The following is a 22751-nucleotide window of genomic DNA, read 5'->3' on the forward strand; positions in this document are numbered from 1 at the left end:
CGCGGCGGCCACGAGCGCGCACATCGCCATGCTCGCGTCGCGGAAGGCACCGCTCTTGAGATCGTTCTTCTTCGCCACGAGCTGGGTCTGCATCGTCGATGCGGACTCCTTGATGCGGTCCCACAGGGCCATGAGAACTCCATACGATCGGTCGGAGGCGGCCCGCCTTGTCGGCGACCCGCACCCATCATCATCTACAGCAATGTAGAAACTAGCGTCACGGCGGACAACTCAAGCCGCTTCAGGGGCGTTCTCAGCCGGTGTCACCCCCACGGGCCGAGGCCCCCGGCATCGCCGAGGACGCGGACCGCTTGCCGCTGATGGTTGGGGTGCGGATGGTGTGCCGGTAGCGACGACCGCTCAGATTTCATCCTAAAAGGTCTTCGATCTCGTCGACGACTTCGGCTGCGGCCAGGCCGCCGGTCACCCCCACCGCACCGGTGGCGACGGCCGTACCAATGCCAGGGCCGCGACGGTGGGCGTCGTGGCCTTCCCGTCCGTACGAGGCGGGGGAGCCGCACGACGCCCTGTGCACGACCAGCTGTGCGATCCAGTAGTCGGGTGACCGCGTCATGATCCTCGGAGAAGAGCACCGCCCCCTAGCCCGCTTCCAGCACAACCTCCATGTCCGGAAAGCACTCCTGCCCGCGGCTGGATACGACTTGGATGAAACAGGTGCAGGAGGCGGGGACTGCCTGACCCAAGGCCAGGACAGGCACACACCGAGGCGAGCAGTCGAAGTTGGTACCGAGCGGCAGACTCCCCCGTCAGACCGCGGTGCTCGTTCGGGCGGGAAGCGAGGGTATCCGGTGCGGATGGGCAGCGGGCGAGAGACGGCAGTGGTCACCGGCAGGCGGCGGCACCCGGCCAGCTATGCCGACTGACCAGCCGCCTGCTTGAAAAATTGAACCTCCCGTCACGCCAGCAAAGTTGAGCGGACAGCAGTCGCGAGCGCTGCGAGGTGGTGCGGAAGCCGGCACGCCCTGCCCGCATACCGCGTACGCCGTCCCTAGCGCCCCTCACTACTGGCTGGAGGGGCAGGGGCATGTGGCGCCTGTGGAAAGACATCGAGCAAGAAGGGCTGTACGCCAAGGACAATCGCTGCAGCCATGCCGGTGGCCAGGGCTACGGCAACGGAGGACCACCACGCCGTGATGGATCCAAGATTGTGAATGTCGGACAAGCGAGCCGGGCGCATCCGGTTCGCTACGAGTACGGAGGCGTCTGCTTGGAGCCCCAGTGTCATGGTGAAGGCGAGCGCCTGGAAGGCGTACAGCAAGGTGTCTGTCCACGAGGACCAGTGGGAGGGATCACGCGAAGTGACAGCTTGCAGGATGGGCGGGACGAGCATGACGGCGTACGTCCACAGCGCCTTGGCAAGTCCGGTCTCCCCTCGCAGCAGCGGGAAGAAGTAGCCGTAGAGCAGGCCGAAGCCAACCCAAGTCATCAGGATGAGTAGGACCTCGGTGAGGATGGTGAGGGCGGGGTAGCTGGAATGGGCTCTGATACTGACGGCTGCCCCGGCCAGGGATAGCAGAGTCCATGGAGCGCCGATCAGCGCGGCCATGCGACTGGTGTTCATGGCCCGCTTCCAGGGGGTGTCGCCGGTGAGGGCGCCAAACGCGAGTTCGCGGGCGCTGAGGTCGTCGTTTCCTCGACTCAGTCGTGCGTCGAAGGACATCCTCTCAACAGCGTTGAGTTGGCGTTGGGCGTTCGTGTAGGAACGGGTGCTTTCGGTGATCTTTTCGCGGGCCGACTTGCGGAGCGAGGGCAGGGCTCTTCGGGCCGCACCAGACCGGGTGCTGTGCATGATGGCTTCTGTGCGCTCTCCCACGGTCTGTGTGAGCACGATTGCGGCACGGCGAATCTGTCCGTATGGGAAGAGGAACCACACTGTGAGTGCAACGGCTCCGACCGCGATCGGGGAAGGGCGGGCCAGCAAGGCAAAGCTGCCTGTTCCCATGGTGAACGTGAGCAGAATGCCCAGCGCCCGGTGCCCTCGCAGGGGCACAGCCCGGGTTACGGGGCGCTGCCCCCACGCGTGCAGCGCCCACGTCACGGCCGCGACAACGACCAGGCCCAGGACAGCATCTAGTCGTTGCGTGAGTTCGAAGAGATCCCACCACCCGGGGGGCACATTCTCTTCCGCCCGGTTCCAGGCAACCGCCAAAGCGGCAGCCATCGGGGCGAGGAGAATCAGCGCGGTTGCAGAGAGATGGGATCGAGCCACGACCCACCAGGCGATCCACCCAGTGGCCAGTACAGCGATGGTCCCCGCAAGGAGTGGACCTGACCAGCGCACCAAAAATGGCAGCAAGCCTCCCTCTGCATGCATGGCCGCTGCCACGGCGAGCAGCGGCGCGAACGCGCTTGCCCACAACAGAGATGACAGCTGAATACGCCACCGGGCCGAGTACGCAACAGCGGCCGCCACGGCCGAGATACAGGCCAGGGCCACGGACAGAAGCACGGGAAGCAGATACGCCACGATGCCCGGATCCCGGTAATCATCTGCCGCGTAATCCGGTTGAAGCCGAACCAGTTCGGGAACTGTCAGCGCCGCGGCAACCAGTGCTGTCGCTGCAGCAAGGACAAGCAGAACCGCACGCCAGGGGCTGCGCGGACGAAGAGCAGCGCCGTCGCCGGCAGGAGGCTCCTGTGCCGGTGCATCATCATGGGCGAGTCTCTTCACCATGCGCGGGAGCATGACCAGCGTGGCAGTCACCACGAGTACCAGGGAGCCCGGAACAGGCGGGTCACCTGCGATTTCCCAGCCCAGCGACTGGTTCGCCGCATCCTGGAAGCCCTGACCCGCCACGGCAGTTCCGGCACTCTCTACGGACTCACTGATCCAAGGAGCGACCAGGACGGTCACGTGTACCAGCAGCACTGCACCAGTGATCCGAACCAGACGGCGGAGCTCGGCACCCACTCCCAGAAGATCGAGCACCCCGGCTCTGGCCGCGAGGAGCAGCGCACACCATCCTGCGGCTGAAAGCAGCGCCCACCCGACTGCAGTAAGCACATCAGCAGCTCTTTTCGCATCCTGGCTCATGCCCGACAGCCCCTGCGTGAACAGTCCGTCCGAGTCGCTGTGCTTCGATGCAGACGCCCCGGCACGGGCCATGGTGACCGAAATCCGATCATTCGGCATGAGGGTCTTGGCTGTGAGCATGTGAGGACCCTGTGCCGTGATGAGCCAGTTGGTGTCTATCGCCCGCAACTGCATCGACGACAGCGTCATCTTCAGGACCATCGGGCCGCCCGCGTACAGTTCCGCGGTGCCCGGCCGCGCACGCACCGTGCCGGTTACGGTGATCACGGCCTTGTCGCTTGCCTCGCCCGAGGAGTATTCGGGCAGCTTCCACTCTGGCAGGCGTTTCGAAAACAGTTGCACGCCCCATATCGCATCGACAAAGGACTGCACGTCGTCCGCCGCATCCCCGCGACGGGTCTTGCCCGCCAGGGTGCTATCCGCCTGCACCGTTGCGCTCAAGCGGACACGGACTCTGCCCCTCTTGTCTTCGCTGACCTCGACGCGACGCGCAATGTCCGTGTTGCGCGGGTCTGCATTCCCGGGGGTCAGCTTCCCAAGGGCCGCCTCCCAAGCGCATCGGTGATCGTGAGGGGAGCCGGAACGATGCAGGAGCAGCCTGGGGAAAGTGTCCGTGGCGGTCTCCGGCGCGTCGCATATGTAGTCGTGTACAGCTGGGCTGATACGCAAAAAGAAGCTCGTCGCCGCCGAAGCGAGGCATCCCAAGAGTACGAGGATCAGCACCAACAGTGCTTGCTTCAGGCCCCATCCCAGCCGCTGTCGCAGCAGTGCTTTTCTCACCCCGCCACTCTGCCATCGGGCACCCGCCCGGGTCCGTCCAGGTCGACGGCTGATAGCCCTGGAGACCTCGGCCGGTTCCTGGACCGCCGCCACCGTGCACGCCGGGGTCGTGTCTCTTGTGGCGGTGTAGCCGATCAATCGGTCGTCGTTGGTGGTGTTGGGTAGTTCGGGGGCGCTTTCGGGACCTGCAGTGCGTGTCGACCGCAGCGTCGGCCGGGAGCACCTTCATGCGCTGGCGAGCTTCCGCCGCGTGCCTGCCAGCGTCGGCACGCACCGACTCCGCCTCTTCCCGGCTTCTGGCGACCCACTTGGCGGCATCGGACAAGGCCGCACCGAGAATCGACTTGGCCTTGCGGAGCGCGTCGGCGAGGATGCGCGTGGCATCCTCACGGGCCTCGGCGGAGAATGCGGTGCGGGCTTGCGCGGCCTGTTCCCGGGCTTCGGCCAGGATGCCGACAGCCTCGTCCGCGGCCTGCATGCGGGTCGTGTCGGCTTCCTCGCGAGCCCGGGCGATCAAACCCTCGGCCTCGATGGCGGCCGTGTCCGTGAGTGATTTCGCTTCCTGGCGGGCGTCGGTGATGATCCGGCATCTTCGGCAGCGGCAGTCTGCAGTTCGGCGTCGGCCTTCTGCCGCACCGCATCGTGGCGCTGCCGGGCGCGGTCGGCTTCGCTAGATAAACGCTGCTGCTTGAAGTGAACGAAGCCAGACGGTCTTCCCGACACACTGCTCTACACTTTCGGCGTCACGAACCGAGGGGGGCATGTGAGCAGCGAAAACGAGACGCCACGAAGACCGCGGCGGCACCTCATAGTCGGCGGTGTCCTCGTCGCCGTCCTGGCCGCCCAGTCGACGGCACTCGTCGTCCAACAAGGGCAGATCGACGATCTGAAAGCACAGCGCAGCAAGCCCGGACCAGCAGGGCCCGCAGGCCCATCCGGGCCCGTAGGCCTTCCGGGACCACGCGGCCTGCCGGGACCGGCAGGCAAAGACGGCAACGACGGGAAAGACGCTGCCGTTTCCGTCCAGGGAAACGCCCCGCAGACGCAGCTCACCGAGACCGAAGCTCGCGCACATTGCGAGACCATCGCCAGCCAGGCCTACCCCGGCAACAGTGACAGCGGCGACGAAACCCTCGACTCCCTCACCGACTCCTACACCGCCACCATGCACGAGAAGACATTCCAGCAGTGCATGGGTGAACAGGGATACCTGCAGTAGACCGCACGCACGAGCAGCCGCCCTCCACAGCCGCCCACAACGGGCCTATCTACCTAGGTAGATTTCTGCTATGGCAGACCCGAAGATGACGCCCCACACCCAAACCGTGCTGCGCGCCCTGCTCGGCCAGGGAACGGACGGCGACCGCCGCACCTCCGTGCTCGCCGACGGAATGTACGGATTGGAACTGTCGAGGATGACCGGCCTACCCAACGGCACCCTCTTCCCGCTCCTTGAACGCCTGCGCCAGGCCGACTGGATCGAGCGCTACTGGGAAGCCGACGAGCCCTCCGACGGTCGTCCCCGCCGCCGCTTCTACCGCCTCACCGACAAGGGTGCCGAGCATGCTCCGCACGCCCTCGCAGCGGCCACCGCGTCTGCGACGGCCCCTACGAGTACACGGCGCCCCGGTCTGGCCGGAGGCGGACTGTGATCGTCATTGGCCGAAGGACCCGGGCGATTGCCCGCCAACTTGCGTCCGAGCAGTGCGGAGACACCCTCCTCATGTATCGGAACACCACTCGCCGCCGCGGCAAGTTCATTGTGAACTTCACCGAGTACAACAACGGCTACGTCGACCCCATCCCGGTGGAACTTGACGCGGTGAAGGTGAAGAGCCGCCTGAGTCACGAGAAGGCCGACAAGAAGCAGGGACACTTAAGCTCGGTCGCCTCCGCCGCAAACGTCGAGGTCGGGCCCAGCGGCTGGATAACACTTCGTCTCGCTGCCCGGCTCCTTCCTGAAGATGAGCGATCCGACTGGCTGGAGGAGCAACGCGGTTACCTCGCCGACCTGCCCGGTCTACAGCCCCGGTGGGCCTGGATCCGTGCCCAGCTCGTGGCAATGCCCACGTACGCGTACGCGGTGCGCACCCGCCGAGAGAAGGAGCCGGCATGACGACGCCTCCGCCTCCTCCCCCACACAACCCGGATGCCGAGCCGCTGCTGACCCAGCGCACAGTCCTGGTGCTACTGACAGCCTCGTTCATCGGCACGATCATCGGCGTCCTCGTCTTCTTCAGCAGTGGCAACTCCGCCGGCGCCCTACTGGCCGGGCTGACCGGGTTCGGCACCAGCACCCTCGGCCTGCACCAGCTCATCGGCCACTGACGACGTGCCCGGACCCACCTCGCTCGTGCCCCGTCCCGACGCATCGCGGAATGGGAAGCTCAACATGGCGCCTGTTAAGCCGTTGAAACGGAGCCCAGGTCCCGCGCACCGGTCGGTCGGTGAGTATTGACGTTCAACAAATCCGCGAGGTTACTGCCGCCGCAATGACGCTGGCGAGGGTGAGAACCGCAGCGAAGGCAGTGGCGGCACGCATGAGGCAAGCGGGGATCGTGGAGCCGTCAATGTGAGCGAGGATCCCGGCTGCGGTGGCGGCAAGCAGTGCCACCGCCACCACTAGCGCGGTGGTGAGGAGGAGGATAGCGACGGTCACGGCAAACTCCCTTGCACGGATGGGTGTTGATGTGACCGTTGTCCCGGAATCGGCATACGCCAGGGTCCGTCCGACCCCAAGCCCTTCATCTGGACCAAGACCGCCGAAGAAATCCTCGACTCCCTCGCCCGCTTCTGCCGACGGATCTCTGGCGCAGGACACTAGGCTCCCATGCCCATGGAGATGGGGGAACCAGACCGCAGGCGGCGGCCAGGGCACGACGGGCTGGTCAGACGTCGTATAGCCGCAGGTCTGCTGGCCGGGGCGGGGCTGGTCATTCTGGGCACGGTGTTCGTCGTACTGCCGGGGGTGGTGGTCGACCACGATCTTGCCGGGGCGAGCGTCGCCGCACAGGATCGGCTGAAGGCGGTGAACGATGTCCGTACGACGCTTCTGCAGGTGGTCGGCGGCCTGGTCGTGCTCTTCGGCGCGTACGCCACCTGGCGGCAACTGCGGGTAAGTCAGGACGGTTTGCGCGCCACCCAGGAGGGCTACGTCACCGACCGGTTCAGCCGGGCCGTCGACCAGCTCGGCAGCGACAAACTGGATGTGCGCATCGGCGGGTTGCACGCGCTGTGGCGGATCGCCGAGCAGTCCGCCCGCGACCGGGAGGCCATCATCTCCATCCAGGCTGCGTATCTACGTACGCACCTGCCCTGGCCACCCGCCGAGCCGGAATCACCGGCGGCAGATCTGCCCATCAACGACATCGCACCCCTGGAGACCCGCGCCGCCGATGCCCAGGTGGCGCTGACCGCGCTCGGCGTGCTGTGCCAGCACCGGGAGCAGTCCTGGGTCAATCTCAGCATCACCGACTTGCGCCGGGCCGACTGCGACGGACTCTGGTTCCCCGAGGTCAACTTCGACCGCGCTTGCCTGGAGGCCGCAGGCCTCTACCACGCCAACCTGACCCAGGCGTCCCTGGTCTCGGTCAACCTGCGGCACGCCGACCTCACGACTGCGATTCTGCGCCGGGCTCGCTGCATTCTGGCCGACCTGCGAGGCGCGAAACTGGTCGAAACCGACTTGCGTGACGCCGACTTCACCGAGACCGACCTGCGCGAGGCGAACCTGCGCAAGGCCGTCGCCCACGGCGCGGTCTTCCAACGCGCTGATCTCCGCATGGCCGACCTGCGCGGCACCGACTTGAGCACCGCCAACCTGGTCGAAGCACGCCTGACCGACGCCGTGGCCAGCGAGCACACCCGCTGGCCCGCCGGCTTCAACCACACGGCCGCCGGAGTCGTCCACACCGATGACCCAGGACCCGAGCCCTCGCCCCTACTCCAGCCGCCCGGGATGACGTGGCAGGCACCGCCGCTGCGGTCCACTCCCTGACCAAGGCGCGGCGGTCAAGACAGCGGCGACCGCGATCCGCCTGACCGGCATCACTCCTCCTCAGCGGCGTCCAGATCGCGCAGAGCTCCAGGCCGCCAGGCAGATCCGGGAGCTGACATCGCTCCCAAGGTCGTAACCGTATGGGGAGCCCACCTGTCGGACGGGCTCCCCATACGGTTCCCCCGGTGGGCGGGACGGGTATGAAGTCGCTGGTGCGGGCCTCGCACCGGGGCGCCATCCGCCGTCGCAGGCCGATGAAGAACAGCCCCCGGGCAGAAGTCCCCGAAGTGGTCGGGGCGCCGGGTCCAGGACCACAGTCCCCGGTCCATGATGCTGCCCCGGTTGGCCGGGTCCACCTGAGAACGGGCCGGCGGAGCGTCGCCCGCGGCCTCGAATCCGCTTCGCGTTGTCGCTCGTCCAGCGCGTGGGCCCGCCGCGCGGGCTGGGCGGGGTTGTTCACTGCTTCGAACCCAGGCCCGCCCAGGTGCCCTGGCCGTTGTCGAGGGAGCAGGACACCCGGTGCGGTTCACGTGCTGCGCTGGTCGTGGGTGTCGCGGCGGAGTTGTTCGGTGTGCCGGGTGAGGTCATCGACGCGCTCGGCAAGGTCTGCGGCCTCGGGCTGTAGGTGGGGGCGGGTGGCGGCCAAGGGGCCTACGAGGCGGGCCGGGTCGTTGTCGGCGAGGGCGAGGTTGAGCTCGCCGACCAGGTCTTGGGCGTCGGCGGGCAGGTTGGTGAGGGCGGTGATCTGTCCGGCGAGGCGGCGGAGGTCGGCGGCGTTGTCGCGGGCCCAGGCGGTGACGGTGCGGTCGGCGGCGCGGGTGTCGCGGGTGGCTTGGACCCGCTCTTCGCCGGTGCTCCCGGGGGTTCCGGGGCGCAGGCGCAGGTAGCGGCGTTCGGCGGCCTGGCGACTGGCGACTCCGAGGGGGCCGGCGAGGTCCGCCCAGCTCGCGCCTTGCTTGCGGGCGGTTTCGATCAGTCCGCTTTCCCAGCCGGCGAGTTGCTCGCGGACCTCGCGCAGCATCAGCAGTGCGGCCAGGGCCGGGTGTGGGCCAGCGTCGGGCGTGGGTTGCGCCACAGCCATCGTCGTGGGGAACTGCTGTGCGTCCTTCACGGACTGGTTGATGGCTTCCAGTGCTGCCGCGGCGGCGGGGAAGGGGACGGGCGCGGTGGGTGGGATGGCTTGATTCACGGGGCTCTCTTTCGCTCTGTCATCCTCCCGATGACTGTCTGCTTGTCATCGCTTCGATGACATGTTACAACGGGTGCACGTTGAAGCGCATTGGCAGTTCCTGCCTGAACCAACTGGAGGTGTTTCGCGATGTTGATGCGCACTGACCCGTTCCGCGAGATGGACCGGATCGTCCAGCAGCTCTCGGGTACGTCCGGGACCTGGTCGAAGCCGTCCGTCATGCCGATGGACGCCTACCGCGAGGGCGACACCTACGTGATCGCTTTCGACCTCCCGGGGGTCGCCACCGAAGCGATCGACATCGACGTCGAGCGAAACATGCTGACCGTGAAGGCGGAGCGGCGCCCGGCCGCGAAGGCCGACTCGGTGAAGGTGGAGCTCTCCGAGCGGCCGCTGGGTGTCTTCTCCCGCCAGATCGTCCTGGCCGACACCCTCGACACCGATCGGATCGAGGCGGACTACGACGCAGGTGTCCTGACCCTGCGCATTCCTATCGCCGAGCGTGCCAAGCCCCGCAAGATCAGCATCAGCGGGCAGTCCGGCCGCAAGCAGCTCTCCGGCTGAGTCCTCCAGCATCGGCCGGCAGCGGAGGGCGGGGAGATGCGATTCCCCCGGCGCCCCGCCCTCCGCCCCCCTCTTCGACTCTGACTTCACCCCTCCCGGAGGTGACGTGATGTCGATGCGCAGGGAGTCGTTCCTGTCCCACGTCCAGGAGCGCGGCGCGTACGAAACCCCTGAAGCGGCCGATCGCGTTGCCCGCATCGTCCTGGCCCTGCTGGGCGCCCACCTGGCGGGCAGCGTGCAGGCCGAGCTCGCCGCCCGGCTCCCCAAGACGTACGCCCTGATCCTCCTCAACCCGTTGCAGGCGGCGGAACCGCTCTCGCCCGAGCGCTTCGTCCGGGCACCGCGGCCTGGATCGAGGGCGCCACCGAGGCGACGGCATTGTGGGACATCGGCGCGGTCCTGTCCACCGCGGCCGCCGCCACGGGCGACATCCTCACCTGTGAGGTCCTCCCCCAGCTCCCGCCCGACTACGACCTCCTCTTCGGCTACCACGACCCACCTGACCACCAACCGGCCCAAGGTCACATCCTTCGCAAAGAAAGGCAACCGCAGCCATGTACGACCAGCCCCGAGCGAACCGGCCCCAGACGGCCACGCCGTTCGACCAGATGCTGGAACGCGTGCGCTACGAAGGCGCCTACCCCACCCGCGAACGCGCCGCGGAAGCCGTCCACAACGTCCTCTCCGCCCTCGGCCGCCAGCTCACCGGCGACGAACGCGTCCACCTCGCTCAGTGCCTGCCCGTCGAGGCCGCGCTCACCCTGACCGCCCAGATCCCCGACACCGAACCCCTCACCGGCTGGGGCTTCGTCAAGGACCTGGCCGCCCGCACCGGCGCCACCCCCGCCATCGCCCGCTGGGACACCGGCGCCGTACTCGCCGTCGTCACCCGCCTCGCCGGCCCCGACCTCCTCGCCCGGATCCTGAGCCGGCTCCCCGGCGGCTACGCCCTCCTCTTCGGGCAGGCGGAGCTGCGCCAGTCCCAGCCGACCGCCGCCTGACCGAGCCGGCCCTGCTCGGATGACCGTCCGGCCGACTCGGCGTCGGCCGAGAGTACCGACCGGGTCAGGGGCGCTGGAGGACCGCTGGCCGGAGTTCGTCCGACTGGTGAGCGAGGAGACGGCCCGGGTGTGGCGGCTGTACCTGGTCGGCGGGGCCCTGGCATTCGAGGAGCGGCGCATGGGGGGTGGACCAGTTCCTCGCCGTACGCCCGGGGCCACGGGGGACAGTGGCCTGACCGGGGCGGAAGCGGCCGGCTGGTACCGGCGCCTGGAGGAGCAGTGAGTGTGGCATTCGCCTGGGCTGATCTGCGCTGCCGACCTTGGACGGATAGCAGCGACCGCCCTGATGGTCATCCCGGGCACCTTCGCGGTCGCCCTCAACCTCGACATGCACCGTGACGGAGCCTCGGCCGATCGGCGTCGTCCCGATCAGCAGCAATTCGCGGCGAGCGGGGCCGAGTTCGAGCAGCAGGTGGATCCCTGCGTGCATCTCGCCCGTCACAAGGTCACCTAAGCTCGACGGCGTAGGAGTTGCCGCTGAATGCCCATCCGTCGGTCCCTTCGCCGATGTCGGCGACGATGACGTCGTCGATGAAGCGATCCTCGAAGTCGTCGTCGCGCAGGTCTCCGGCCAGCCAGAGCCTCGCGATGTCGCCCCAGTCGCCGCGGCATCCGTCGATGCGCAGGGGCGCGGCGCGGCGGGTGCCGCGTTCGCGTTCGTCGTCGCCGGTCTTGACCAGGCCGCTGATTTCGAACTGGCCGTTTTTGACCGTGTCGGGGAGGGGTTCGGCGGGGACGATGGCGACGTTCTCGTACGCGGTGTGGATGAGGTCGCGGTAACTGCGGCGGATGTTGTATTCGGGGTCCGACAGCCATTTGATGAGGGTGTCGGGCCGGACGGCGAGGCCGGCGGACTCCAGGGCTTCGTAGCCGCGGCGGGTGCCGGTGAGCTGGCTGAGCTGGGCGTGCCAGTGTTGGGCGCTGTAGGTGGACAGGCGGTGGCGGGGGGTGACCTGGGCGCGCAGGAGGTCGCCCAGTGCGGCGCCGAGGGAGGGGCCGCGGCCTGTGGGGCCGGCCATCAGTCGTCGCCTTCGGGGATGAAGTCGCCGCGCTGGATGAATTTGGCTTTGACCTCACCGAAGCCGGTGCCGATGCGGTAGGTGGCGGGCGGGGTCAGGTCGGGGGTCCAGAAGACGGCGGCGTCGACGTTGCGCAGGGCGATGAGGGTATGGCCCTCCTGGACGGCTTTGAAGGCGACGGTCCAGTGCCGTACGGAGGCTTCGGCGACCATGCTCATGCGCCAGTCCGGCCGCCAGAACGGGGACCGCTGCTCCTGCCGTTTGGGCCACAGCAGGCGCAGGGCGATGGACAGGCGGGTCTTGTAGTGCTTGTACGGTTCCCCGCCGGCCTGGATCAGTTCAGTGCGGGCTTCGCGGGCTGCGGCGTAGAAGGGCTTGAACAGCGACTCGTTGGCCTTGCCCGTCCAGGAGTCGTGGATCGTGACGGGTGCGGTGAGGTGGCCGTCGCGGTGGAGACGTTCGAGCTGCTTGATGTGCGGGGTGGTCACCCACACCCGGCCCTGCTCGTCGGGCCGGTCGATGAGCCGTCCCAGTGGGTGCGGCATGCCCGGGACATTCCATTCCGGAATGCTGATCTGGTAGATGCCGGCCTGGCTCTTGTCGAAGACCTCAAGGGCGCCGGTGTGCAGCAGCTTGTTCGGTGCGAGGGGCACGGCCGAGCAGGCGGAAGGGTAGCTGCCGTTGCGGTCGATCAGGCACATCACGCCGTCACCGAACGCGCCGGGCACGTCGAGCTGGTCGCGGCGGACGCGTTTGCCGTTGTCGCGGACGTGGGCGATGCGGGTGCTGGTGACGTCGGGGTGGACCCAGCCGGGTTCACCGTCCATGTCCTCACTGATCAACGGCCACGGCCCGCGGTCGCGTTCCTCCGCGCGGATGACGGGGATCGGGTGCATCTTCGAACGTCCCACGGCATCCTTGAGGATCTTCAGGGCCGGGAAGACCGCTCCCTCCGGCTCGTCTTCCTCATCGCCCGGGACCAGACCGTCATCGTCACGCCCGGTCTCGTCGACGTCGTCCGTCTCGTTGACGGACTGCGGGGAGGGAGCGGTGTCGACGTCGGCCAGGGAGGGTACGGCGGTGCCCGGTGCCGCGGTGTGGGCGAGCAGGGCGGCGGCGAGCCGGCGGCCCTCGGCCGTATCGGGCACCTGCAGTCCGGCTGCGGCCATCTCCGCGAGCGGAGCGTGGAGTTCGTCGAGGTCCTTCACCTGCGCACCGTCCAGTGCAGTACGCAGGGCCGCGAGGAGGTGAGTGGCTTGCGCGGGCAGTCCCTTGACGGCGCCGGAGGTGAACGGCAGGGCCGCCTCGGCCAGTTCACGGTCGGCCGCCGTACCCACCCTGTCCGGGAGCTCATCGGCGGCCGCAGGCACGACAGGGCCGGAGGCGAGGGCGGGGCTGTGAGGGGTGTCGAGGAAGCGGGCATGGGCCAGGTCGGGCAGCAGGATGGTGCTGCCGATGATGCCCAGGTCGCGTTCGGCGACGGTCACGGTCGTCAGCGGCTGATCGGGTGCGGTGGTCAGGGTGACGATGACGTCCGCGTCCAGGAGGTTGACGATGGCCGGGTCGTCGGTGTCCAGCACCGCGAGGACCGGTACCTGCTGGACGCGGGCCAACTCGCGCAGGATCTGACTGGCCTGCGGAAGGTGCTCTCCCGACAGCGGCAGACGCGGGTTGCGGGCCCGCTGCAGCCGGTCCACAACCACCAGGGTCAAACCGTCGGCGAGAGGCGCGGTGTCGGCGATGGCCTCGGCGGTCAGATCGCTGCCGTCGTCGATGAGCAGCGGCGCATGGCGAAGCCGCTCGACAACTTCCTGCTCGTGCGGGGTCAGCACGCCGGACTTCAGGCGGGCGTAGTCGCCGCCGGCCTCCGCGGCGATGATGCGGCGCGTAATGTCCGTACTGGACGGGCCCGAAGCCGCGTACAGAACGCGGGCGTTGCGGGCGAGCGCGGCGCGTGCGGCGGCCAGGCCGATCAGGCTTCCGCCCACCTGAGGTTCGGCCGCGACCAGGACCAGGCGGCCCGGATGCAGGCCGCCGGTCGCCTCGTCCAGGCCCCTGAGGCCAAAGGACATGCCGCGGACGGAAGTGGAAGACAGGACGTCGCCGATGGCGTCGCCCAGGGTGGCGAGGCGGCGCCCGCGCTCACGGGTCGGAGCGGGCTGGCTGGTCACCGTACCTTCTGCAGTCTCGGCGGGGGCCAGTGCCGTGTCGGGCGAGAGGGTGACCGCGTCGGGGTCGGCGGGGAGCAGAACCGCGACGAGCGTACTGTTCCGGCGGAGCACCTGCGGCTCGCCGCCCGCCGCCCGGCTGATGAGGGCGCCGAGGTCCTTTTGTGCCGCGCTCAGCGTCCAGGCGGGGAAGGCGCCGGCCTTCCGTGCGGCCGGAAACCGATCCAGCGGGGCCAGCAGGACGCGCTCGTCCCGCTTGTGGATCAGTGTCGTGATCCCGTCGTCCTCGGCATTCTTGACGAGCCCGTACAGATCACTGCGGGCTTCACTGACGTTCATCACGTTCTCCGCCTGCGGTGACTGACCCACGCAACCCTCCCCGATACTCAACTCCCCTTCAGAATACTCAACGCCACCCATTCGTAAGGTCAAAGTCACACACCCTCTGAGTCAATGTCACTCATTTATGTGATTCCTCGGAGTGGATTCATCGTCCGGACGCTCAGGCTGCCAACTGTGCAACACGGCGGAGCCCGAGGCCGCCTCATGGCCCCGGGCTCCGATCACCGCGTCCGCAGACGAAGGATCGCAACGCCCGTCGAACGGTCGGGCCAAGGCCTGCGGTGCCGGCTCTCCTCGCTGGACGCCTCGTCCTACATGAGGTGCCCGGCAGCCGAGTGGTCCTTGGACCAGCACGGCGGGATAGGCGCAGTCCAGAAGGTGATCTGCCGTCGCGGCCATCCATGGCCTGCGAGGCTGCTTGCGGATACCACCGCTCGCCCCTCCACTGCAGGCGGGCCTTCAGTTGAGGCAGGCTACATGATCGCTTTGGCGCCCTGTTTCGTGCGAGGCTGGAATGGCACAGCAACTCCTTTGCAGAGCACGCACTCTTTTCTCAGGCGGTTGTGGTGCCAGGTCTGACGCTCCTGTGGCCAGGGCCGGACTCAGGCTGTCTGGTCCGAGCGCAGTGTCGAGTACAGGACCATGTCGCGCCAGGCGCCGGCCCGGAAGCAGGCGCCGCGCAGGACGCCTTCGCGGGTGAAGCCCGCTTTCTCGAGGGCGCGCTGTTCGGCGATGTTCGCCAGTTCGGTGCTCGCCTCGACTCTGTTGACCTTGGTGTGGTCGAACAGGTAGGCGGCGAGGCGGCGTTGGGCCTGGGCCCCGTAGCCCTTGCCGCGTTCGGCGGTGAGCAGACAGATGCCGATGTTCCAGCATGGGGACGCCGGGCCTTGCATCACCTCGTGCCACTGCACCTCGCCGACGAACTGGTCGTCGCCTACGGCGATCACGAGCCTGCCGCCCTGGGCGGACAGGAAACCGTCGGCCCACTGCCGTCGAAGCTGGCCTGGGTTGCGGAATCCGAAGAAGCCGTGATCTCCGGCTTCGGCGGGATCTTCATGGAGGCGTTCGAGCTGGTCCAGGTCCTTCTCGGTGACGGGGCGCAGATGGATGTGTTCAGAGTTCGGCATGGTCACAGGGTAGGAGGCGGCAGGCGTCGGCCTTCGTCCTGTCCCGAGCCAACCCGGTCCGTCCTGGCCTGTGGGGCGCCGACGCGCTTCAAGGTGGTGGCGGGTAGGAGTGGCGTCATAGTTCGAGGGTGACACCGGCCGTGCGGCGGCTCGTCCCGGTCGCCTCGGGGCATCTGCTGGTGCTCGGATGTACGGCCCCTGGGCGGGAGTGTCGTCGTTCGGGCGCCAGAGTGTGGCTTCCCTGCCGGTCAGGGCCTGGGGTATGCGGACGCTTGTGACGCTGATGGTGCAAGGGTCTCTTTCGACGTGCCGATGCGAACAGCTACGGCTGCCGCGAAGGTCGTGAGAAGTGCACTCCTGCGCAGGCCACAGCGCAACCGGAGTGAGCAATCGTGCCGCACACATGGTGGCCCACCGTGTCCGCGGCGGGCCACCTGTCGTGAACATCGAGGCTCAGGACGGGAGCGGACCGTCGTTGGGGTCCGCGTGCGGGCCGTCGCCGCCCGGAGCCCGGTGTCCGAACCGCGGTGTAGTCCTGCCCCGGGTGCAGAACGCCAGCACGGCGGCCACGCATGCCAGGACGATGCCTGCCTCAATCCGCGTGGTGAAGACCAGGCCCGTCTGCTGGGAGAGCTGGAAAGCAGCAATGGGATAGAGCGGCAGCAGCGCGACCAGTCCGGCCCAGGCCGCCGGGCGGCTTCGCGGGGCCGCGAGACCCGCAGCAAGCAGCATGGCCAGGTCCGTCACTCCCCAGACATTCGAGCCGGGAACCTTGTTCAGCACCACCAGCGCCAGAAGAGCCGCGGTCGCGACCGACCAGGCCGTACGGTCGCTCGGTCTGGGGGTCAGGTGCAGCGGGGCCACCCACAACAGCGCGCAGGCCAGGAGCGGTCCGGCGGTCCCGGCGAGCAGCCACGGCACGGAGCCTTGGTGCGCGAGCGCGTGCGACACGGCCACGGCCCCCGACCATGCGGTGGCCGCTGCGGCGGCCGTTCCCAGGCCTCTGGCCGCTGCGACCCGTCCGGCCAGCAGGGCGATCAGTGCGAGCGCCGCGAGGGCGACGCCGGCCAGCGCCTGATAGATGCCGAAGGCCTGCTCCATCTGATCCCAGTTCAGCACGCGCCGGAACATATCCGCCTGGAGGATCCTGAACGCCAGATCTCCGGCGATGCTCAGCGCCAGAGCAAGGGGGACGAGACCGGCGAGCGCTGCGCCACGGGCACTCTCGGCGCCCAGCCCAGCCCGCAGCCTCAGCCCGTGCGCGGCCAGCGAGGCTGCCTCCCCCAAGTGCGCGGCCCGGCCGCGACCGGCAGACGCGGCGAGCGCCGCGTCCTCCAACTCTTCGCCCATCTCGGCTCGATAGGGAGCGGGGTGGAGACGGACAGCCAGACGCAGGAGTACGGCGCTCATCCCGTCGCCCCCTGGGCACCGCCCGCGAGACGTCCCAGCCGGCGGCGCGCCTCGCGGGCCACCGCCTCCATCCGCTGCACCTCGACGTCCAGCACCGTCGTGCCGGACGGGGTGAGCGCGTACACGCGCCGGGCCCGGCCGTCGACGACCTCTTCGCGTTCCACCCGCACCAGCCCTTCCTCCAGCAGTCGGTCCAGCGCTCCGTACAACGTGCCCGCCCGCAGGCGTACCCGGCCCTGCGACATCTGCGCGACCTCGGCGATCAGTGCGTACCCGTGCCGGGGTGCGTCGGCCAGTGCGGCCATCAGCAGCAGCGTCGGCTCCCGCATCGGCTGCCGGCCATCCCTGTTAGTCATGAGCGCTATATATATCGCATGACTGACTATCGAGGGGTGGATTCGGTGATCATTTTTGGCAGCCGCGAGGGAGGGGCGGCCGAACCGGGGACGTCAGGGGGTGAGGCTGCCGCTCTTGATGCCGCCGCTCCGGAGGAATTCGAGCGACATGCCCCACAGAACGGCTTCGAACACGACGACCAGGATCACGGCGCTCCAACACAGGATGCGTGCCCAGCGCGGGAGCCGGAACCACTCGTGGTCGGGGGCGGGCGCGGTGCGGAAGAGCCACAGCCACCGGATGGCGCCGACGCGGATGCCGACCGCTGCCAGGGTCAGCGCCCAGTGGGCGGCGTGGCTGTCGATCGCCGACGCCAGCAGTGCGGCAAGCCAGTTGGGCACCAGCAGCCAGGCGGCGGCGGTCCACTTCTGGCTGCGGCTCCACCACGGCGAGAGGCACATGGCCAGGATGCCGCCGCCGGTCAGGAGGACAACGGGGAGGTTGAGAACGTCGTGCATCTCGTCGGAGGAGGAGAGCTGGTTCACGAAGCTCAGCAGACTGCCCGACACCAGAAGCCACACGATCCGGCGAGGACTGGACCAGGCGGAAGGCTTCCTCGCAGCCAAGTGGCCGTCGACGGCGTCGGCGTGATGACGCGTTTCGTGGTCGGAGGGATTCACGGAGGTTCCTCTCGGAGCAGGATCGAGTGAGGTGCTGAGGGCAGGGCAAAGCACCGCGTGTCTCGCAGTGAGCTGTTACCGGGCGGCAGGCTCTTACGGACGTGCGGGGGGTGTGGCCCAGGGACCGAAGACGGTGGGATTACGGCGCCAAGCCGGCGCGCAGGCGGCGCGATGGCCGCAGGGGGATCTGCCGCGAGGCGCGCCCGGCGGACCCGGCCGTGCAGGGCTGTACCGGATCCGCCAGGTCGTCCCGGCGCCGGAAGTGGCGCGACGAGGCCGGCGCCACCCGGGAAGTTACGCGGTGCGGCGGCGCAGAACGCGCAGGGCAGCAGTGACAAGCAGGGCGGCGAGCGCGAGAACGAGCACGCTGGAGGCGATCTGATAGCCCCAGTAGTCCCCGGAATCAAGGGAGTTGATGAGGTAGGAGTCCTGCGGGAGCAGGTCGTCGAACTGCAGGCCGAGCACGCCGCCGGGGTGGAAGCCGTGAACCTTGGAGAAAATCCATGGGTCGGCCAGCAGGACCGCCCGGGAACGGACCAGGAGGGCGGCGAGCAGCCAGGTGAGAGCGGGGGCGGCGACGACGGCGAGCCAGGAACGGCGCAGCACAGTCCCCGTCCAGGCTCCGGCAGCGACGCCGAGAACGGCGTAGGCGAGGGTGACGGGCCCGACGGTGAAGTAGGCGGTCTGCTGGTCGACGCCGTGGACCAGCAGGTCGAGCCGATAGGCGTGGACGGCGCTGCGCTGGTATAGGACGACGAGCGGCAGGGTCAGCACGACGAGGAGCGCAGCGAGCGTGGCCCAGCGGGTGGTGAACCAGCGCCGAGGCGTGACGGACTGGGTCAGGACCAGGGTGACAAGGCGGCTCTCCCACTCCCGGGCCGTCAGGAGACCGGCAAGCGCCGCGGACCAGAGGGCGGGCCGGAAGACGATCGAGCTGTTGTCGGACAGCAGCTTCGCGGTCTTGTTGTGGGCGTCGTCGACGTATCGCCCGAAGTGGTAGGCGTGGCTGCCGACATGGTCGCGCAGCGCCACCGCGTCGGCCCAGCCGTCGTAGTGGTACACCAGTTCCGCTCCGGTGCGTGCGGCCAGGACCAGGAGGATCGCGAGAGGGATCCAGTACTGCCGAAGGGCAATCCGCACGAGTGGCAGACGGCTGCCCGGGAGGGGGGACTTCAGTGCGGAGGCTATGGCGGGGGCGGGGCTCATGCGGCGGATTCCTTGGTGAGCAGTGAGGCGGAGGGAGTCGTTCGGGGGACTTCGCCGGTGGCCAGATGGGCGAGGATGAGTTCCTCCAGCGAGGGCGTCCTCACCTCCCATTCCGCGGACAGTGGAGCGCCGGAAGGCCGGATCAGCACGCTGATGCCGCGGCCGGCCGGTCGGGACTCGATCACGGTGTGCCCGGCCAACTGCTCCACCGGTCCCGGAAGGGTGACGACAGCGTGCGAGGCGGTGAGCTCGTCGATGTCGCCGCACAATCGGGTCGCACCCTGGTCGAGCACCAGCAGGTGGTCGCAGGCATCCGCGACCTCACTGATGATGTGGGAGGACATCACCACCGTGGCGCCCGTGTCGGCCACATGCGCCAGAAGCAGGCCCATCAGCTCCTGGCGGGCCACGACGTCGAGGTCCGCCATGGGTTCGTCGAGCAGGAGCAGGTCCGCCCGCTTACCGAGGGCGAGAGCCAACGCGACACGGGTGCGCTCGCCGCCCGACAGGTCGCCGATACGCTCGCTCTTGTGGAATCGGGCGGGGGCGGCGACACGCTCGGCCAGTTCCGCGTCCCAGTTGTCGCCGTTGAGACGGGCACCGAGACGTAGCGTCTCATCGACCGTGAACCGCGTGAACATCGGCCGGTGCTGGGCGAGATAGGCCACGCGGGGGTGACCGGCACGCGGCATGCCACCCAACGCTTCGATGGCGCCCGTGGTGGGCCGCTGCAGGCCGGCGGCCAGTTCCAGCAGGGTGGACTTGCCCGCGCCGTTGGGTCCGACGAGGGCGCACACCACTCCGGCGGGTATGCGAAAACTGCATTCGTCGAGCACGTCCGAGCCCCTGCGCCGGTACCGCTTGGTGACACCCACGGCGGCGAGTGCCACGTCAGGGCTGGGGGGATGCGACATCGGGTTCCTTCGACACGTAGAGATCTTCGAGTACCGCACTGAACAGTGCTGTCAGGTCATCGCGCTCCAACCCGGCGGCGCGGGCCCGTGAGGCGACGTCGGCGAGTTCGGCACGCCAGGGGGAGTCGGCGGTGGATGCGCCAAGCGTGCCGGTCACGAACGTCCCATGCCTGCGCCGGGTTTCGACCAGGCCCTGGGACTCCAGCTCGCGATACGCCTTGAGCACGGTGTTGGGGTTGAGCGCCGTGGCCTCGACCACGGCACGGGCGGTCGGCAGCCGGTCGCCCGGCTCCAACAGCCCCAGACGCATCGCTTGCTGGACCTGCTGGACGATCTGCACGTACGCGGGGATACCGCCGCGCCGATCGATCCGGAAATCGAATCCCACGACCCCAACCCCCATTGAACTAATGAACTACTTGAATAGTGCATTGAAAGATCCGTGCACGTCAAGCCGGGTTCGGCGATCGAATCGCGGGGAGGCGCGAGGTCCGACCCTGCGGACCGGGACACCAGGAGGCGCACCCTTCCCGGGTCGCGGCGCTCACGAAATAGCCGATGGCCGAAGGCGAGCCAGTCGTCAGCCACATCCTCGGCCGGACGCCGGCGGGACACAGGGGCGGACGCCGACAGGATCGCGCCGCGCAACATGCTGACAGTTGCGTCGGGAAAGTGTTCTATGATGCTGACACGAGCGTCGGCAAGTGACGCCGGCTCTGTATCCGATCCGTGGAGTGATGTCAGAGATGTTCACTGTGATGAACCGGATCCCGTTCCGGCGGCGGCTGCCGACGGGTTCGAGGACCAGTTCGGGGCGAGCATGGGCCAGTACCTGGCCGGTGTGGAGGGCCTTCTCTCGGCCCGTCTGCTGCGGTCGCAGAACGAGGGAGGCGTGTACGTGGCGGTGATGGACTTCACCTCCAAGGGCGCCTTCAGCGCCTGGATGCAGTCGCCGTCCTTCCGTGCGGCGCACCAGTCCTCCTCACCGGACATGGCGGGTGCGATCGAGTCCTTCGAGACCGTCGTCGCCGTCGGCGCCTGAGCAGAGCGGGTATCCACGTGTTGCTCGCCCTACGCGACCTGCGGTTCGCCCGTGGTCGCTTCGCTCTCATCGGTGCCGTGGTCGCGATGATCGCGGTCCTCGGTGTCATCCTGTCCGGCCTCGCCTCAGGTCTCGCGGACTCCGGCGTCTCCGCCCTGCGCGGACTCCCGGCGACACATCTGGCATTCGACAAGTCAGCCTCCGGCGAGCTGTTCTCCCGCTCCATCGTCACCAAGGCCACGTGGCAGCGGCGGGCCGCGCAGCCGGGCGTACGCAAGGCCGAGCCGCTGGGACAACAACTGGTCCACGCCCAGCTGACCGGCTCCCGGGCCAAGCAGCTGGACCTGGCGGTCTTCGGGGTGGAGCCCGAGGGCTTTCTCGCCCCTTCCCCGACCTCGGGCAAGCCCTTGTCCAAGTCGTCCGCCAACGGCGTCCTGATCAGCCAGGACATCGTCAAGGAAGGTGTCCGCGTCGGTGACCGGCTCACCGTCGGCCAGGCCGGCACCCCGCTGACCGTCGTCGGCACGATCGGCCACGCCTCCTTCGGTCACGTCGGCGCCGTCTACGCGCCGCTGTCGTTGTGGCAGAAGCTGCACTACGGCCTGCCCGGCAAGATCCCGGCCGCCGCTGCCGGTCAGGCCACCGCCGTGGCCCTGCAGCTCGACTCCTCCGCCGATGTCTCCGCGATCGACAAGCGGCTGGGCACGCAGACCGTCGACCAGGCGGGTGCGTTCGCCGCCTCGCCCGGTTACACCGCCGAGTCCAGCACCATGACGCTGATCCGCGGCTTCCTGTACGCCATCTCCGCCCTGGTCGTCGGCGCCTTCTTCACGGTATGGACCATCCAGCGCCGCCAGGAGATCGCCCTGCTCAAAGCGATGGGCGCGAGCACCGGATACATCCTGCGCGACGCCCTCACCCAGGTCACCGCCGTTCTGCTCACCGCCACCGCCGCCGGCACCGCGATCGGTCTGGCCCTGGGCGGGGCCATGAACGGCTCCGCGCCTTTCTCCCTGCAGACAGGTCAGGTCGCCCTGGCGGGCACCCTGCTGATCGTCCTCGGCCTGGCCGGCGCCGCCGTCGCGGTCCGCCGCATCACCAAGGTGCAGGCCCTCACCGCACTGGGAGCCAACCGATGACCCATCCCGCCGCCACTCCCGCCTCCTCTGCCGGTACGGCTGTGCCGCCCGCGCTGCGCCTGACGGATGTCACTCTCCGCCTGGGCTCCGACGAGCAGCAGGTCACCGCCCTGGACCGGATCACCCTGACCGTCACCCCGGGAGAGTTCCTCGCGGTGACCGGCCCCTCCGGATCGGGCAAGTCCAGCCTGCTGGCCGTCGCGGGCGGCCTGCAGACCCCCACCGAGGGGACGATCCGCGTTGCCGGCGCCGACCTGACCACCCTGACCGAACGCCAGCGCACCGCCCACCGGCGCCTGCACATCGGGTACGTCTTCCAGAACGCCAACCTGCTGGCCTCGCTCACCGCTCTCGAACAGCTCCTGCTGCCCGCCCACCTCGCCGGACGGCTCGATGCTTCCGCCCGCACCCGAGCCGGAGACCTGCTCGAAGCCGTCGGCATGACCCACCGGGCCGACCGGCGCCCGCACCAGCTGTCGGGCGGAGAACGCCAGCGCGTCGGTCTGGCCCGCGCGCTCGTCCTGTCCCCCGAAGTGCTCCTGGTCGACGAGCCCACCTCCGCTCTTGACCGGGCCCGCGCCCGCGACGTCGCGGACCTCCTGGCCGAGCAGACTCGTAAGAACAACACGGCCACCGTCATGGTCACCCACGACACGGAGATACTGGACGCAGCCGACCGTGTCCTGGCCCTCAGGGACGGCCGCCTCACCTGACCACCCGAG

Annotated in this window: 25 protein-coding genes and 3 pseudogenes; 14 read left to right on the forward strand and 14 right to left on the reverse strand. The window is 68.6% G+C overall.

What is annotated here, in order from left to right; all coding sequences use genetic code 11:
• Window positions 1–132: pseudogene (locus tag IO36_RS42480) on the reverse strand (Tellurite resistance TerB); the annotation flags it as partial.
• 877 nt (window positions 133–1009) lie between these two features.
• Entirely contained in the window at window positions 1010–3835 is a 2826-nt protein-coding gene (locus IO36_RS42485; RefSeq protein ID WP_158997792.1) for a hypothetical protein, read from the reverse strand.
• A 190-nt stretch (window positions 3836–4025) separates the two neighbouring features.
• Between IO36_RS42485 and IO36_RS42490 the strand changes: the two genes are divergently transcribed.
• The 5 genes from IO36_RS42490 (at window position 4026) to IO36_RS42505 (ending at window position 6163) form a co-directional block, all read left to right on the forward strand.
• A complete protein-coding gene (locus IO36_RS42490; protein WP_037628736.1) occupies window positions 4026–4388 on the forward strand; it encodes a hypothetical protein in 363 nt (120 codons plus the stop codon).
• Between the two features lie 210 nt (window positions 4389–4598).
• The gene (locus tag IO36_RS47265; protein WP_078943809.1) at window positions 4599–5054 is read left to right on the forward strand and encodes a collagen-like protein; all 456 of its coding nucleotides are present in this window, start codon (window positions 4599–4601) and stop codon (window positions 5052–5054) included.
• A 70-nt stretch (window positions 5055–5124) separates the two neighbouring features.
• On the forward strand, window positions 5125–5487 hold the full coding sequence (locus tag IO36_RS42495) for a PadR family transcriptional regulator (protein WP_078943810.1): 363 nt from the start codon (window positions 5125–5127) through the stop codon (window positions 5485–5487).
• A complete protein-coding gene (locus IO36_RS42500; RefSeq protein ID WP_037628738.1) occupies window positions 5484–5951 on the forward strand; it encodes a hypothetical protein in 468 nt (155 codons plus the stop codon). The genes IO36_RS42495 and IO36_RS42500 overlap by 4 nt, the downstream gene beginning before the upstream one ends.
• On the forward strand, window positions 5948–6163 hold the full coding sequence (locus IO36_RS42505; protein WP_037628739.1) for a hypothetical protein: 216 nt from the start codon (window positions 5948–5950) through the stop codon (window positions 6161–6163). Before IO36_RS42500 ends, IO36_RS42505 begins: the two co-directional genes overlap by 4 nt.
• A 133-nt stretch (window positions 6164–6296) precedes the next feature.
• Here the strand turns inward: IO36_RS42505 and IO36_RS42510 are convergent, their stop codons facing one another.
• A complete protein-coding gene (locus tag IO36_RS42510; RefSeq protein WP_037628743.1) occupies window positions 6297–6494 on the reverse strand; it encodes a hypothetical protein in 198 nt (65 codons plus the stop codon).
• 177 nt (window positions 6495–6671) lie between these two features.
• On the opposite strand from IO36_RS42510, the gene IO36_RS42515 reads away from it, so the two are divergent.
• Window positions 6672–7832, forward strand: a complete 1161-nt coding sequence (locus tag IO36_RS42515) for a pentapeptide repeat-containing protein (protein WP_245173680.1) — start codon at window positions 6672–6674, stop codon at window positions 7830–7832.
• A gap of 272 nt (window positions 7833–8104) precedes the next feature.
• On the opposite strand, the pseudogene IO36_RS48830 reads toward IO36_RS42515, so the two are convergent.
• Window positions 8105–8227: pseudogene (locus IO36_RS48830) on the reverse strand (DUF1295 domain-containing protein); the annotation flags it as partial.
• A 131-nt stretch (window positions 8228–8358) separates the two neighbouring features.
• Window positions 8359–9021: a hypothetical protein gene (locus IO36_RS42520; protein ID WP_037628744.1), complete on the reverse strand. Its 663-nt coding sequence runs from the start codon at window positions 9019–9021 to the stop codon at window positions 8359–8361.
• A 129-nt stretch (window positions 9022–9150) separates the two neighbouring features.
• On the opposite strand from IO36_RS42520, the gene IO36_RS42525 reads away from it, so the two are divergent.
• From IO36_RS42525 to IO36_RS47270, 5 genes and pseudogenes are all read left to right on the forward strand, one after another.
• A complete protein-coding gene (locus IO36_RS42525; RefSeq protein ID WP_037628745.1) occupies window positions 9151–9585 on the forward strand; it encodes an Hsp20/alpha crystallin family protein in 435 nt (144 codons plus the stop codon).
• Between the two features lie 109 nt (window positions 9586–9694).
• Window positions 9695–10083: pseudogene (locus tag IO36_RS45600) on the forward strand (DUF2267 domain-containing protein); the annotation flags it as partial.
• A gap of 56 nt (window positions 10084–10139) precedes the next feature.
• The gene (locus IO36_RS42530; RefSeq protein WP_037628747.1) at window positions 10140–10586 is read left to right on the forward strand and encodes a DUF2267 domain-containing protein; all 447 of its coding nucleotides are present in this window, start codon (window positions 10140–10142) and stop codon (window positions 10584–10586) included.
• A gap of 106 nt (window positions 10587–10692) precedes the next feature.
• On the forward strand, window positions 10693–10869 hold the full coding sequence (locus IO36_RS46600; RefSeq protein ID WP_342455149.1) for a hypothetical protein: 177 nt from the start codon (window positions 10693–10695) through the stop codon (window positions 10867–10869).
• Entirely contained in the window at window positions 10870–11100 is a 231-nt protein-coding gene (locus tag IO36_RS47270; RefSeq protein WP_158997794.1) for a hypothetical protein, read from the forward strand. It begins immediately after the preceding gene.
• On the opposite strand, the gene IO36_RS42535 is transcribed toward IO36_RS47270, so the two are convergent.
• The 9 genes from IO36_RS42535 to IO36_RS42575 form a co-directional block, all read right to left on the reverse strand.
• Window positions 11093–11665, reverse strand: a complete 573-nt coding sequence (locus IO36_RS42535) for a hypothetical protein (RefSeq protein WP_037628749.1) — start codon at window positions 11663–11665, stop codon at window positions 11093–11095. The two genes, IO36_RS47270 and IO36_RS42535, sit on opposite strands and share 8 nt — an antisense overlap.
• The gene (locus IO36_RS42540) at window positions 11665–14172 is read right to left on the reverse strand and encodes a DnaB-like helicase C-terminal domain-containing protein (RefSeq protein WP_037628828.1); all 2508 of its coding nucleotides are present in this window, start codon (window positions 14170–14172) and stop codon (window positions 11665–11667) included. The genes IO36_RS42535 and IO36_RS42540 overlap by 1 nt, the downstream gene beginning before the upstream one ends.
• Before the next feature lie 605 nt (window positions 14173–14777).
• Window positions 14778–15302 carry a GNAT family N-acetyltransferase gene (locus IO36_RS42545; RefSeq protein ID WP_037628831.1) on the reverse strand — a complete coding sequence of 175 codons (525 nt, stop codon included), beginning with the start codon at window positions 15300–15302 and terminating at the stop codon, window positions 14778–14780.
• Between the two features lie 453 nt (window positions 15303–15755).
• The gene (locus IO36_RS42550; RefSeq protein WP_037628751.1) at window positions 15756–16652 is read right to left on the reverse strand and encodes a hypothetical protein; all 897 of its coding nucleotides are present in this window, start codon (window positions 16650–16652) and stop codon (window positions 15756–15758) included.
• A 56-nt stretch (window positions 16653–16708) separates the two neighbouring features.
• The gene (locus tag IO36_RS42555; protein ID WP_037628752.1) at window positions 16709–17068 is read right to left on the reverse strand and encodes a PadR family transcriptional regulator; all 360 of its coding nucleotides are present in this window, start codon (window positions 17066–17068) and stop codon (window positions 16709–16711) included.
• Window positions 17069–17161: 93 nt separating this feature from the next.
• Window positions 17162–17728 carry a hypothetical protein gene (locus tag IO36_RS42560; RefSeq protein ID WP_158997796.1) on the reverse strand — a complete coding sequence of 189 codons (567 nt, stop codon included), beginning with the start codon at window positions 17726–17728 and terminating at the stop codon, window positions 17162–17164.
• Between the two features lie 294 nt (window positions 17729–18022).
• A complete protein-coding gene (locus IO36_RS42565) occupies window positions 18023–18934 on the reverse strand; it encodes a hypothetical protein (RefSeq protein ID WP_037628754.1) in 912 nt (303 codons plus the stop codon).
• Window positions 18931–19848, reverse strand: a complete 918-nt coding sequence (locus IO36_RS42570; protein WP_037628756.1) for an ABC transporter ATP-binding protein — start codon at window positions 19846–19848, stop codon at window positions 18931–18933. The genes IO36_RS42565 and IO36_RS42570 overlap by 4 nt, the downstream gene beginning before the upstream one ends.
• Window positions 19826–20251, reverse strand: a complete 426-nt coding sequence (locus IO36_RS42575; protein ID WP_037628758.1) for a GntR family transcriptional regulator — start codon at window positions 20249–20251, stop codon at window positions 19826–19828. Before IO36_RS42575 ends, IO36_RS42570 begins: the two co-directional genes overlap by 23 nt.
• A 279-nt stretch (window positions 20252–20530) precedes the next feature.
• Here IO36_RS42575 and IO36_RS49095 point away from each other — a divergent pair, with 279 nt between their 5' ends.
• Genes IO36_RS49095 through IO36_RS42590 form a run of 3 tightly spaced genes read left to right on the forward strand, consistent with a single transcriptional unit; the run spans window position 20531 to window position 22742 of the window.
• Window positions 20531–20890 carry an antibiotic biosynthesis monooxygenase family protein gene (locus tag IO36_RS49095; RefSeq protein ID WP_280923785.1) on the forward strand — a complete coding sequence of 120 codons (360 nt, stop codon included), beginning with the start codon at window positions 20531–20533 and terminating at the stop codon, window positions 20888–20890.
• A gap of 17 nt (window positions 20891–20907) precedes the next feature.
• Window positions 20908–22029 carry an ABC transporter permease gene (locus IO36_RS42585; RefSeq protein ID WP_037628760.1) on the forward strand — a complete coding sequence of 374 codons (1122 nt, stop codon included), beginning with the start codon at window positions 20908–20910 and terminating at the stop codon, window positions 22027–22029.
• Entirely contained in the window at window positions 22026–22742 is a 717-nt protein-coding gene (locus IO36_RS42590; RefSeq protein WP_037628762.1) for an ABC transporter ATP-binding protein, read from the forward strand. Before IO36_RS42585 ends, IO36_RS42590 begins: the two co-directional genes overlap by 4 nt.
• The last annotated feature ends 9 nt before the right edge of the window (window positions 22743–22751 follow it).

It is taken from the genome of Streptomyces aureus (assembly GCF_000725495.1).
In the GTDB taxonomy this organism is placed as follows: Bacteria; Actinomycetota; Actinomycetes; order Streptomycetales; family Streptomycetaceae; genus Streptomyces; species Streptomyces aureus_B.